The organism is Pseudoalteromonas sp. NS-SX12, from assembly GCF_057367955.1.
The window spans coordinates 877,594-890,888 of the sequence record NZ_CM170634.1; the positions used below are offsets into that span (position 1 = coordinate 877,594).

10 protein-coding genes are annotated in these 13,295 nt (G+C 41.7%); 5 read left to right on the forward strand and 5 right to left on the reverse strand.

Annotated elements, in window-relative coordinates:
- The first annotated feature begins 35 nt into the window (after positions 1–35).
- Both trkA and AC2IOM_RS04235 read left to right on the forward strand, forming a co-directional pair.
- Positions 36–1,412 (forward strand): Trk system potassium transporter TrkA, encoded by a 1,377-nt coding sequence (gene trkA, locus AC2IOM_RS04230; RefSeq protein ID WP_010561295.1) that lies wholly within the window; start codon positions 36–38, stop codon positions 1,410–1,412.
- 164 nt (positions 1,413–1,576) lie between these two features.
- The gene (locus AC2IOM_RS04235) at positions 1,577–2,701 is read left to right on the forward strand and encodes a DUF3103 family protein (RefSeq protein WP_486359209.1); all 1,125 of its coding nucleotides are present in this window, start codon (positions 1,577–1,579) and stop codon (positions 2,699–2,701) included.
- Between the two features lie 392 nt (positions 2,702–3,093).
- On the opposite strand, the gene AC2IOM_RS04240 is transcribed toward AC2IOM_RS04235, so the two are convergent.
- The 4 genes from AC2IOM_RS04240 to AC2IOM_RS04255 form a co-directional block, all read right to left on the reverse strand.
- Entirely contained in the window at positions 3,094–4,545 is a 1,452-nt protein-coding gene (locus AC2IOM_RS04240) for a TrkH family potassium uptake protein (RefSeq protein ID WP_010561297.1), read from the reverse strand.
- Positions 4,546–4,582: 37 nt separating this feature from the next.
- Positions 4,583–5,200: a YigZ family protein gene (locus AC2IOM_RS04245; RefSeq protein WP_486359210.1), complete on the reverse strand. Its 618-nt coding sequence runs from the start codon at positions 5,198–5,200 to the stop codon at positions 4,583–4,585.
- Positions 5,201–5,259: 59 nt separating this feature from the next.
- Positions 5,260–6,582, reverse strand: a complete 1,323-nt coding sequence (gene pepQ / locus AC2IOM_RS04250) for a Xaa-Pro dipeptidase (protein ID WP_105173022.1) — start codon at positions 6,580–6,582, stop codon at positions 5,260–5,262.
- 121 nt (positions 6,583–6,703) lie between these two features.
- Positions 6,704–8,596 carry a transglycosylase SLT domain-containing protein gene (locus tag AC2IOM_RS04255; protein WP_486359211.1) on the reverse strand — a complete coding sequence of 631 codons (1,893 nt, stop codon included), beginning with the start codon at positions 8,594–8,596 and terminating at the stop codon, positions 6,704–6,706.
- Between the two features lie 326 nt (positions 8,597–8,922).
- Between AC2IOM_RS04255 and fadB the strand changes: the two genes are divergently transcribed.
- The 3 genes from fadB to tusA all read left to right on the forward strand — a co-directional run bounded on the left by fadB (position 8,923) and on the right by tusA (position 12,633).
- Positions 8,923–11,085 (forward strand): fatty acid oxidation complex subunit alpha FadB, encoded by a 2,163-nt coding sequence (gene fadB / locus AC2IOM_RS04260; RefSeq protein ID WP_486359212.1) that lies wholly within the window; start codon positions 8,923–8,925, stop codon positions 11,083–11,085.
- 1 nt (position 11,086) lies between these two features.
- Positions 11,087–12,250: an acetyl-CoA C-acyltransferase FadA gene (fadA, locus tag AC2IOM_RS04265; RefSeq protein ID WP_105173025.1), complete on the forward strand. Its 1,164-nt coding sequence runs from the start codon at positions 11,087–11,089 to the stop codon at positions 12,248–12,250.
- Between the two features lie 140 nt (positions 12,251–12,390).
- Positions 12,391–12,633 carry a sulfurtransferase TusA gene (gene tusA, locus AC2IOM_RS04270; RefSeq protein WP_010561303.1) on the forward strand — a complete coding sequence of 81 codons (243 nt, stop codon included), beginning with the start codon at positions 12,391–12,393 and terminating at the stop codon, positions 12,631–12,633.
- 58 nt (positions 12,634–12,691) lie between these two features.
- Here the strand turns inward: tusA and AC2IOM_RS04275 are convergent, their stop codons facing one another.
- Positions 12,692–13,150, reverse strand: coding sequence for an early set domain-containing protein (locus AC2IOM_RS04275; protein ID WP_021033062.1), 459 nt, complete (start codon positions 13,148–13,150; stop codon positions 12,692–12,694).
- Positions 13,151–13,295: the final 145 nt, after the last annotated feature.

The window sequence follows — 13,295 nt, forward strand, 5'->3', positions numbered from 1 at the left end:
TTAAGGCGAAGCTCGCCAACTAAGCGATTGACAGTATGAAAATTATCATTTTAGGTGCCGGACAAGTTGGCGGTACCTTAGCAGAAAACCTTGTCGGTGAAAAAAACGAAATCACCGTGGTTGATATTAACCGAGAAAAGCTACGCGTATTACAGGACAAATATGACCTGCAAGTCGTATCAGGCCACAGCGCTCACCCTGAAATCTTACGCCAAGCAGGTGCTGAAGATGCCGATATGATTATCGCCGTTACTAGCTCTGACGAAGTTAATATGATTGCCTGTCAAATCGCTTACAGTATTTTTAATACGCCAACAAAAATAGCGCGTATTCGCTCTGAACAATACCTCAAATATAAAGAGCAGCTATTCCATAATCATGACCTACCAGTTGACCATTACATTGCACCAGAACAACTGGTGACCCGTTACATTCATCGCTTAATTGACTACCCAGGGGCACTGCAAGTACTGCAATTTGCCGAAGGTAAACTATCACTAGTAGCGGTAAAAGCGTATTACGGGGGTTTACTTGTTGGTTATGCATTATCAGCACTTAAAAAACACATCCCTAATGTGGAAACACGCGTTGCTGCAATTTACCGAAAAGGTAGACCAATTAAACCGCTTGGTACTACCGTAATTGAAGCCGATGACGAAATCTTTTTCGTTGCAGCAACGAAACATATTCGCGCGGTCATGAGTGAACTGCAAAAACTTGAACAATCGTACAAAAAAATAATGATTGTAGGTGGCGGTAATATCGGTGCTGGCCTCGCCCGTACGCTAGAAAAAAGCCATAGCGTAAAACTAATTGAACGCAACCCAGAACGAGCAGAATACTTATCAGGCAGGCTTGATCGTACCGTGGTTTTTTGTGGCGATGCATCAGACCAAGAACTGTTATCAGAAGAGCATATCGAACAAGTCGATGTGTTTATTGCCGTTACTAACGACGATGAAGCAAACATCATGTCTGCGATGCTGGCAAAACGCATGGGCGCACAAAAAACCATGGTGTTAATTCAACGTGGCGCATACGTTGACCTAGTACAAGGTGGTGAAATTGATATTGCTATTTCTCCACAACAAGCAACTATTTCAGCCTTATTAACGCATGTCCGACGCGGTGATATTGTTAACGTATACTCGCTGCGTAAAGGGGCTGCTGAAGCCATTGAAGCGGTTGCTCATGGTGACGAAAACACCTCAAAAGTTGTCGGCAGAGCGATTCAAGACATTAAATTACCTGCAGGCACAACCATTGGTGCTATCGTACGAAACGATGATGTGTTAATTGCCCATGACGATACCGTGATCCTCTCTGGTGACCACGTCATTATGTTCCTTATCGATAAAAAGCAAATTCACGTAGTTGAAAAACTGTTCCAAGTAAGTGCTATTTTCTTATAAATTTAAAGTAAAAATAGCACTTCATTACAAAGGTTTATTTATAAGCATTTCATTATAATTTCTGTTTATTTATTAACCTTTCGTTACATTATTGACTATTTACTCTAACTTGGAGCTAATAGAGGTACACATGAATGTGTAATACTACTATTGGAGACAAGTAAATGAATAAAAAAATAAAATCGTTGCTACTGAGTGCACTCGCACTACCATTTGTTAGCGCTGCAGCAATGGAAACGACAAGCCAAGAGCGTTCAGTACAAATCGCTGAGCAAAAACGCGCTCTAGCACTGTCATTTGCAGAAAACTACGCAAGGCTAAAACCAAGCATTTTAGCATCAACATCGAGTTATGATTTAACCATTGAGACCTCTGAGCTGTCGTTAGCAAACAAAGAGATTCAAACTCTTAAACAAGTTGAAACTCGCATTCGATCGGCAAAAGGCCTACCGAATAACCCCAGCTCCATTACCCAGCTAAGAGTTGCTGACTCAAGCATGCTTAACTCGTTAATGTCTGAAACACCTTTATTTGCATGGGCTCCAGCGGGTAATGAGAAATCATGGCAATTTATTGAAGCATTTGATACCCAAGGTAACACCTATCACTTACCCGTAAATGAACTACCTGAACGCCCTGTGTTAATTGTTGAGCTAGACAACAAACAAGCGTTATCGGAAGGTATTTCAGTACTAAAAAAAGCGCTGAAACCATTTAGCAGCGAACCAAAATTAGCATTGAATTCAACAACTCAATCAACAACAAATCCAATTCAAACCTCGGTGCTTAAATCCATTCATTTACAAGATGATGAAGAGCCATGGGTATCAGGTAAAGCGGAAGTGTATAGCATTGTTACTGGTGTGAGTCCGTCTCGTGATGAGCCAGTGCTAGATATTGTTGATATGCCTTATCTTGATTACGATGGCACTACCTATAACCCTAATCAAATTATCATTTATTGGGATCGCTACCGTTGGCAAGCTGCTGATATTTTAATGATGGAACAGGATGACAACACAAACTATAAAGAACTTGCGAGCCGCTTACTTGACGTTGCTACCGAGATTCTTAAAGCGATTCCAGACCCTGAAGTACAAGGCTACGCCATCATCCCACAGTTAACCAATAAAGTACTGGCAGCAATGCCTGACTCATGGTTTACCAATGATGATGACTATGTGGATGTGTATTACACTCTATTTGAAGGTCAACGCTATTCAAATCACAAAGGCGCTAGCTCAAATGCAACCATCACACTTGAGCCATTAACGATTCAGCCGCGTTAATAAACAGAGTACATTTAAACCAGAATCAAAGAGCGCTAAATGCGCTCTTTTTTGTTTTTTGAGAGAGTTAAAGTTAATCATTCTGACGCTTTTAAAAAGTGCGTCAAAATTCGTCCTTGAAGCAATATTTCGTGCGCGTTACGCAGTAATTTTCACCCCTGAAAAGCGTTCGCGCCTAGGGAAACTTCGTTTTGGTCTGGTATTGAATCATTACACACTAAGTCATCCTGAAACTTGGTCCCGATGCGTTACGCAGTAATCGAATCCATTTCGGTTTGGAATCGGCAACATAAATACTAAGTCGTCCTGACGCGATATTCCGGTTCGCCCGTCCAAGGGCTCACATTCGGCTCTAGTCTTGCTGCGCGCACTCGCAAGCCTCAAGACGAGCCTTATCCACGCCAAAATGTTGGGGTGAATAATACGAGTAATGTGAAGATTTCGAGTCGGCCAAACACCATAGCGAGTGTCAAAATCCACTTTGCTGTGTCGGTGATATCACCAAAGTGCGCTGCTACATCACCTAAGCCTGGGCCTAAGTTATTTAAACATGCGGCTGTTGCTGAGAACGCGGTAATGTTGTCCATACCTGTTGCTAGTAAGCACAGCATAATGATGACAAATACTAAAGCATACGCTGAGAAAAAGCCCCACACAGCTTCGACTACTTTATCAGGTAATGCTTTGCGTCCAAGCTTAATCGAGTAAATTGCACGTGGGTGTACCAAGCGGTTTAACTCGCGAATACCTTGTAAGTACAACAGGAATACACGCACTACTTTCATGCCGCCACCTGTTGAGCCTGCACAGCCACCAATAAAGCTCGAAAAGATAAGCAAAATTGGTAAAAACAGCGGCCACTGCGAGAAGCTATCGGTGGCAAAGCCAGCCGTTGTACTAATTGAAACGGCTTGGAAAAGCGCTTGGTCAAATGCTTGATCGGTCGAGGTATAAATACCTGCAGAAGTAAGCACAAAGAAACACAAAAGCACTAAACATGTTTGAATAAATAGGAATACTTTGAGCTCTGGGTCACGCCAATAAACGCGAAAGTTTTTATTAGCAACTGCCGCATAATGCAGTGAGAAGTTCACCGCCGCGATTAATAAAAACACCACACAAATAATATTAATTAGTGGGCTATTAAAGTGGCCAATTGACGCATCATAGGTCGAAAAGCCCCCTATCGCGATAGTCGAAAAAGCATGGCAAATAGCATCAAACCAATTCATCCCTGCCGCCCAATACGCCAAAGTACAGGCCGCGGTAAGTGATACATAAATGTACCAAAGGTGTTTTGCTGTATCGGCGATGCGCGGGGTCATTTTCGAGTCTTTCACAGGCCCCGGTGTTTCTGCACGGTATAGCTGCATGCCACCAACACCAAGCATCGGCAGTACCGCAACGGCAAGTACGATGATACCCATGCCACCCAACCATTGCAGTTGCTGGCGATAGAACAAAATCGCTTTGGGTAAATATTCAATACCCGTTAAAACAGTCGCCCCTGTGGTGGTGAGACCTGAGAATGACTCAAAAACCGAATCCGCTATAGATAGATTAGGTTCTTCTAAAAAGATCAGTGGTAACGAACCAAAGCTGCCCAGTACCAACCAAAACAAAACCACAATTAAAAAGCCTTCACGGGCTTTTAAGTCCCCTCTTTGCTTTCGGTTTGGGTAGTAAGCTATTAAACCAATAATAATACTAAAGACAAATGCCAGAACAAACGGCACACCACCACCATCTTTATAAATAAGCGAAACGAGCGCAGGCGGGATCATGGTGATACTAAATAAGGCAACTAACTGCCCTAAAATTTTAATTATTGTTCTGTATTGCATTGCAAGAGTAAGAAACGAGCTATTTTAAGCTATTCTCTTACTGTTTTACTTTTAACTCAACAGCGCCATTGGATATTTCATAAATATCTTTTATTGCTTGCTCTGCATTTCGCTCATCAATAGCAATTTGCCATGCAATATTGGCGGAAAATTCTTTCTCAATAGTACTGCCGCTAAACTGGCTATTAATATGCTGTTCAATTACGCCTTGCAGTGCATAGCTTGATTCACCAAGTAACGTCACCATAGGTACGCGAGTTAAGAGCTCTATGTCACTTAGCGCATTATTAAGCGAGCCACCATAAGCTCGCACCAACCCACCCGTGCCTAACTTTATGCCACCAAAATAACGCGTAATTACCGCGGTAATTTCACCAAGCCCTGAGCCCATCAAAACATTCAACATTGGCTTGCCCGCCGTGCCATTGGGTTCACCATCGTCAGAAAAACCCAATACATGGCTCCCCCCTGGCTCGCCCGCGACATGTGCCCAACAGTTGTGACGTGCATCTGGGTATTCTTCATTGATACTTTTTATGAACGCTTTCGCATCTGCAATGCTTGGCGTATGCGCAATGTGCACAATAAACGTGCTTTTTTTTATTTCTTCACGATACAAGGTTCGTGTCGCTGGGTACTGGTATTCTTGAGTCATAATTTACAAAATAAAAAGGAGCCGAATGGCTCCTTAAAGTGTATCACTTGCTAATTAGATTAAGCTAAACCTAAATCGCGTGTCATATTTTCATTGCGGTCTTGGTGCACAATCACATTATCTTCAATGCGGATTCCACCAAATGGTTTAAATGCTTCAACTGTTTGCCAATTGATATACTGATTGTTATCTGTTTGCGCCAAATCTGCTAACAATGAATCAATAAAGTAAAGCCCAGGCTCAATGGTAAACACTTGGTTTGCTTCAATTAAGCGCGTACAACGTAAGAACGGATGACCTTCAGGTGGCGCTTGATGCGTACCGCGAGCATCTGCCATAAAACCACCCATATCATGAACTTGTAAACCTAAATGATGGCCTAAACCATGTGGGAAGAAGGTTTTCGTGATGCCTTTTTCAACAATAGCATCAGCCGATAAGTTAACAATATTAAAGTCACTTAGAACTTGCGCTACTCGCTGATGGCAGTCTAAATGAAGCTCACCATACTTGATGCCTGGCTTTAACCCTTCACATAAAGCTTGTTGATGCGCATTCATCGCACTCACTAACTCTGCAAACTGACCTTGCTGTTTAAAGTCATAAGTACGCGTAATATCAGCCGCATAACCGTTGAAGTTTGCACCTGCATCAATCAAAAATGATAAATGTTGATCGGGCTTCGCAATATCTAAGTGAGTGTAATGTAAAATCGCGCAGTTTTTGTTAAGGGCAACGATATTGCCATAAGGCATTTGGTTTTCAGTATGTTGCGTTGCAACAAGATACGCATGCTGAATATCGTACTCCGAACCACCTGCAAAAAATGCGTCGCGCGCCGCTGTATGGCCAAGTACTGCTAAACGGTTTGCTTCGCGTAAACATACTAGCTCGTAATCTGTTTTATAAGCACGGTGGTAGTGTAAGTAGTTTAAAACACCTTCAGGATTAATTGCGTTAAACCCTAATGCTTTCGCTACTTCAATGTATTCACCAATATAAGCAAACCTTTCTTTATCATAAGGCAGTAATTGCTCAACTTGTTCTGGAGATTTTAATAAACAAATATCAAAGTATTCAGCCCAGAAGTCACTTGGCTCATCTGGCACTTTATGCCAGAAATCTACAGGACGATAGAAAATCAATTTTGGCTTATCAACGCCGTTTACCACTAACCAGCAATGAGGATTATCAATCACAGGTAGCCAAGCTTTAAACTGCGGATTTACTTTAAATGGGTAATCCATATCATCTAAGAATTGGCGTTTTGCTTGACCTGAGTGAATGATCAGACCATCAAGTCCTTCACGCGCTAAAACATCTTTTGTACGTGACTGTAAGGTTGCAATATGCGCTGCATAAGTTGTTGAAAGTTTATCCATTATTAATCCAGTTCAGTGTGTTCTAAAAACAAGTGTATCATCTTGGCCCACCATTCTTAAGGGGTAGACAAAAATCGAAAACACTTACTCTGTAAATTAATTAGCAATATATTTGCCAAAACTACCTTTTAATTTTCATTGAAATGAGTTCATCAAATAGGTTTTCTTTATTGCCTGAGCGCGTTGCATACACTTGACGATAAGCGTACACATTTTTTACGTACTCACGTGTTTCACGATACGGTATTGCTTCAACCCATAGATCAAAATCTACCGCTTCTTGAGGTAACCAGCGTTTCACTTTGTGATAACCCGCGTTATACGAGGCTGTCGCAATCACCTCGTTACCTTTACTTTTTTTCTTTAAATACTTGAGATACTGCGTGCCCAAGCGAATATTAATATGAGGCTTTTTAAGTTGATTACGGCTGACGCTGCCTTTATTTACGTAGCGTGCGGTGCTTGGCAATAACTGCATTAAACCAATTGCCCCCGCGCTTGAATGAGCATCTGAGGCAAATGAGCTTTCACGTCGTGAAATCGCATAAGCCCATGTTTTATCAACCTTACTACGGCTACTAAAACGCTCAAACTGATCGCTGTAAGGCGTAGGAAAACGGTAATCAAGCATATTGTAAGCCTTTAGTTGGCTCATCACGCGAATAACACTATCATGCCACCCCATATCATTCGCTAAACTGGCTGCCGCTAGCTTTTCATCATCGGTAGAGCCTGCAATTAGCGAATTCCATTCACGGCGCGCTGAATAAAAACGATCTAATTCATACAATGCTTTTGCTCGTTTAAAACCAGGGCTTTCACTAACAAGTTTTTGCTTTTGAGGATCAACAACCACAGGTTGGTATTCAAGCGAAACCGCTAAATCTAACCGTGATGCCGCTAAAAAGCCGTAGTAATCGCGCTTTTGGGCCAACTCTTTCCACAACTGACTAGCTCGCTGTGCGTCACCAATCTTATGATATGCATATGCCAACCAGTAGCGATAACCGTTATTCAGTGTTTTACCCGTTGAATAGGCAATAACCCCTTGCCAGTCTTGCTCGCGCAACATATTACTAAGCTGCCATTGCATTAGCTTGCTATCGTGTCTTTCTGGCGCCACTTTATTTAAGTAAAACTTTGCTTCTTTATGTTTTCCCGACGCCAACGAAAGCGCAAAAATATAATACAACGACTGTTTTTGTTGCTCGGTATAATCGAACATGGCTTCAAGCTTTTGCCATGCACGAATAGCTAAATCACGGTCGCGCCACACCAAACGCTTAACGCCATAAAGTGCTATTTGGCCTTCCTTGTCGGTACGTTTTTTAAAGCGATAAAGCCCGGCGGCGGCGGATGGATCTCGTCTTACTGTTTTATACAAATCTGCCAAGTAACGCTCGTTCTTCGGCAGCAAACGACTCAGGTAAGCCAGCAAACTAGTATTGCCTTTCTCCGATACTTTGGTAATACGTTGCCACACCAGTTCTTGATTTAAATGCCCTGCTTTTTTCCATTTTGAAAAAAGTACATCACATTCTTTAGGCTGTGATTTAGCAACGCTCCAAAGCTCATCCACTTGGTTAAAAATGGCCTCTTTGGGTGCACCAAGTTGTAACTGATAGTTTAGGTAGGTGCATTGATACTCCGCTTTTCTGGTCGGACGGTAAGCGTCGATATAAAGTGCTTTTTTATTGCTTTTCTTTAAATTATCTAACCATGCGTAACGCACTTTCCACTCAAGTGGAGTGCCTTGATAGGTATCTAAAAACTTTTTAATTTCTTGCTGGTTAGCAAGCCATGGGGAATTAGCAAGATAAGTGGCCTCAGCATAAGGCGCTAGCGGATGTGACGACTGTTTTAACGCGCGATAAAAATCGCGCTTATCATTTTTCTTGGCGAGCTTTTCAAGTGCCAAGAAGTCTTTGTGCGCGGCTTTATCCGCGCTTGCGTTCAACGCTGAAGAAGAAAGTACCAAGCTAACAAGCGCTGTTAAAATCACCGATTTTTTCACTGTTTTGCTCTCTTTACCACAGAAATAAAAGGCGCTGTGGTTATCTATTTAAATAAATTTAAAAATGCGCTGCATAATTCTAGCGTTTACACTAACTGCAGTAATGCCATCTTAATCAATGCAAACCTAAACGTCAGCCTTTTAAGCTTAATCCCCTTATTGATACGACCACTGACAACACTTACGTTAATTTTTTTGTCCAGTTTTTAATCTTATGTAAAAAGCCAACTAAAATTTTAATTGCAATTTAATCGCAAAGAAGCGACACTGCGTAAAAACCAAACTCATCGTACCAGTTGTGGTGCGAGAAATTAGGGAGCAATAATATGCTATTTCAAAGCGAATCTTTTCAGGTTGCTTTTGTTAAAGACAACATTGCTGAGTTTAAGTTCTGTGTTCCAGGCTCAGTAAATAAGCTTTCTCAGCAAACTCTTAGCGACTGTGGCGCTGCATTAAAAGAGCTAGCTGCTAACAAAGACATTAAAGGTATGATTTTCACCAGTGACAAAGATCACTTTATTGTTGGTGCTGACATTTTTGAATTTTTACCTACCTTTAAAAAATCTGAAGAAGAACTAACTCAGTGGATTAAAAATGCTACTGACGTTTTCGACCTACTCGAAGATTTACCTTTCCCAACGATTTCAGCAATCAATGGCATGGCCCTTGGTGGTGGTTGTGAATGGGTACTTGCTACTGACTTCCGCGTAGCAAGTGAAGAATTAAAAATGGGCTTACCAGAGGTTAAACTAGGCATTATGCCAGGCTTTGGTGGTACTGTTCGCCTACCACGTATTATCGGTGCAGATAATGCGATGACGTGGATTACAACAGGTAAAGAACACCGTGCTAAACAAGCGCTTGCTGTGGGTGCTGTTGATGCCGTTGTAGCAAAAGACAAACTGATTGATTCAGCTATCAAAATGGTTGAACTAGCTGCAAACGGTAAACTTGATTGGCAAGCAAAACGCCAAGCGAAATTAGACCCGCTAGCAATGAACCAAATGGAGCAAGGCATGAGCTTTGCAACAGCGCAAGGCATGGTATTTGGTAAAACTAAAGGCCATTACCCTTCTCCGCTGATGGCTGTTGCAACAATTAAAGCTGCTGCAAACCATGGCCGCACTGAAGCAATGGCAATTGAGAATATGAACTTTGCTAAGCTGGCTAAAACCGATGAAGCAGCTGCGCAAGTGGGTATTTTCCTAGCAGACCAATTTATTAAGTCTAAAGCACGCAAACTTGCTAAAAACAGTTCAACTGATATCAAGCAAGCTGCTGTATTGGGTGCAGGTATTATGGGTGGTGGTATTGCATACCAGTCTGCTTATAAAGGCACACCAATCATTATGAAAGACATCAACCAAGCTGCCCTTGATCTTGGTATGCAAGAAGCATCAAAACTACTTGGCAATAAAGTTCAACGCGGTCATATGAAGCTTGAGCAAATGGTTGCAACTTTAGGCGCAATCAAACCAACGTTAAGCGATGACGATGTTAAAAAAGCCGACATCATTGTTGAAGCTGTTGTTGAAAATCCAAAGATTAAACAAGCGGTACTTTCTCAACTAGAAAAAGACATGCCAGAAGGCACAGTATTAACATCAAATACTTCAACAATTCGTATTGATGAATTAGCAAGTGCACTTGAAAAACCAGAAAACTTCTGTGGTATGCACTTCTTTAACCCTGTGCACCGTATGCCACTAGTTGAAATTATTCGCGGTGAAAAAACATCTGACGAAACCATCAATGCCGTTGTTGATTACGCATTAAAATTAGGAAAGTCGCCAATTGTTGTAAATGACTGCCCTGGTTTCTTTGTGAACCGTGTACTTTTCCCTTACTTTGCAGGCTTTAACCAATTAGTGGTTGAAGGTGCTGATTTTGCCAAAGCTGATAAAGTAATGGAAAACGTGTTTGGTTGGCCAATGGGCCCTGCTTACCTGCTTGATGTTGTTGGTCTTGATACAGCAAATCACTGTACAGGTGTGATGGCGGACGGTTTCCCTGAACGTATGGCTGAACAAGAAAAAGATCCTGTTGCTCTGCTTGTTAAAGAAGGTCGTTTTGGTCAGAAGAATGGTAAAGGTTTCTACCAATACGCACCAGACCGTAAAGGTAAGCCAAAGAAAGCAAAAGATGCGGATGCAATTGAGCTACTAAGCGCTATTTGCGATGCACCAAAAGAATTTAGCAAAGAAGAAATCATCGACCGTTGTATGATCCCAATGTTGAACGAAGTGCTTCTTTGTTTACAAGAAAACATTGTTGCTTCACCACAAGAAGCTGATATGGCGCTTATTTACGGCTTAGGTTTCCCTCCGTTCAGAGGTGGTGCTTTCCGTTATTTAGACCAAATTGGTTTAGCTAACTTTGTAGCAAAAGCAGACCAATACGCACACTTAGGTGCGATTTACCAAGTTTCTGATATCACGCGTCAGTGGGCAGAAGAAGGTCGTCAATTTTATTCAGTAGAGGGTGCATAATATGAAAACACCAGTAATTGTTGATTGTATTCGTACCCCTATGGGTCGTTCTAAAAACGGTGTTTTTAGAAACGTACGTGCCGAAGATTTAAGTGCACAATTAATGAAAGGGTTAGTTGAACGTAACCCTGCTTTAAATCCAGCTGATATTAATGATATCTATTGGGGTTGTGTACAACAAACGCTAGAACAAGGCTTTAACGTTGCACGTAACGCGCAGCTGTTAGCAGGTATTCCTCACAGCGTACCAGCTACTACGGTTAACCGTTTATGTGGTTCATCAATGCAAGCATTACATGATGCAGCACGCGCAATTATGACTGGCTGTGGTGATGTTTACCTAGTTGGTGGTGTTGAGCATATGGGTCACGTACCAATGAACCATGGCGTTGACTTTCATCCAGGTTTATCAAAGTCAGTAGCACAAGCAGCAGGCATGATGGGTTTAACTGCTGAATACTTAGGTAAGCAGCACGGCATCTCTCGTCAGCAACAAGATGAGTTTGCAGCACGCTCGCATGCACGCGCTCACGCAGCAACCGTTGAAGGTCGTTTCAAAAATGAAATCTACCCAATCACTGGCCACGATGCTGACGGTGCAATGATTTTAGTTGAAGACGATGAAGTTATTCGTCCTGAAACAACTGTAGAAGGCCTGTCACAGCTTCGCCCTGTGTTTGACCCAGCAAATGGTACTGTAACAGCTGGTACATCATCAGCGCTTTCAGATGGCGCATCTGCAATGCTTATTATGAGCGAAGAAAAAGCTAACGAACTTGGCTTAACTATTCGTGCAAAAGTAAAAGCCATGGGTGTTGCGGGTTGCGATCCATCAATTATGGGTTATGGCCCTGTTCCTGCTTCTAAAAAGGCATTAAAAGCAGCTGGCTTAACCATTGATGATATTGATGTAGCAGAACTTAACGAAGCATTTGCAGCACAAGCGTTACCTGTACTGAAAGACTTAGGTTTAACCGATGTGGTTGACGAAAAAGTTAACCTAAACGGTGGTGCTATTTCACTTGGTCACCCACTTGGTTGTTCAGGTACACGTATCAGCACAACGCTTATTAATCTTATGGAAGACAAAGACGCAAAATATGGTCTTGCAACCATGTGTATTGGTTTAGGCCAAGGCATCGCAACTATTTTTGAACGCCCGTAAGATTTAAACAAGAACCGATTTATTCTTGGTGATAAGGCGCTGTCTCGAAAGAGCAGCGCCTTTTTTATGCGGGACGGTTTACATCACACGCTTAGCCACCTACAATTCCGCCTCTACTTTTTAACAGGGCTAAATTTTCCATGACTGACTTTTCAAATGCAGATCACACGCTTGATGCAATTGGCTTACGTTGCCCTGAACCGGTGATGATGGTGCGTGGTGCAATTCGAAAAATGCAGCACGGTGAAACCTTAGTAGTGATTGCAGATGATCCATCAACAACTCGCGATATCCCGTCTTTTTGTCGCTTTATGGATCACACCTTATTGGCACAAGAAGTAGAAAATGAACCGTATAAATATTTAATAAAAAAAGGGCTTTAAACGCCCTTTTTTATTGCTCATAGGTAAGATGAGAGCTTGTTTAATTTAGCTCAGTCGCCTATTCGAAAATTTGGTTAATTGTCACCAGCGGCGTACTTTTGTTGCGGAAGTTTATTGATACTTCATACCAGCCAGCCTCATAAGGCGTAAAACTAAAATAGTTATACACACTGTCGCAGTTTGCTTGTACTGGAATACCAACTTCTAAAAACTTATCTAAGTCTTCATTTTTAAAGCCACAGTTATACCCTTGCGTCCAATTAGCGTCAGCTACTTTAAATTCGTATGCTTTACCAATTGAGCCAAACTTAACTTTTGTGCTGTAAACATTGGCTGTTTGCTGTGTTAATTGATAGGCTTTTTGCGCTTCCCATAAAGTAAAGTCACCACGTAGATATAGTGTGGTATCAACATTCCCCACATTACTTGTTTGATCTAATAGGCTATCGTCTGTGCTTGAGCAACCAACTAGTACTAAGCTAGCAAGTGCCATAATTGAAAGTGATGCTCTTTTCATTGTTGTTATCCGCGATTTTCTAAGCTTAATTACTATACTAAATATCGTATAATTTTATGCAAGCGGCTTTTGTACCTGTTGCGAATATTTCCGCTATAACTAAGCTAAATACAGAATAAGTAGCTTTAAAATAAAAAAGCCGGTG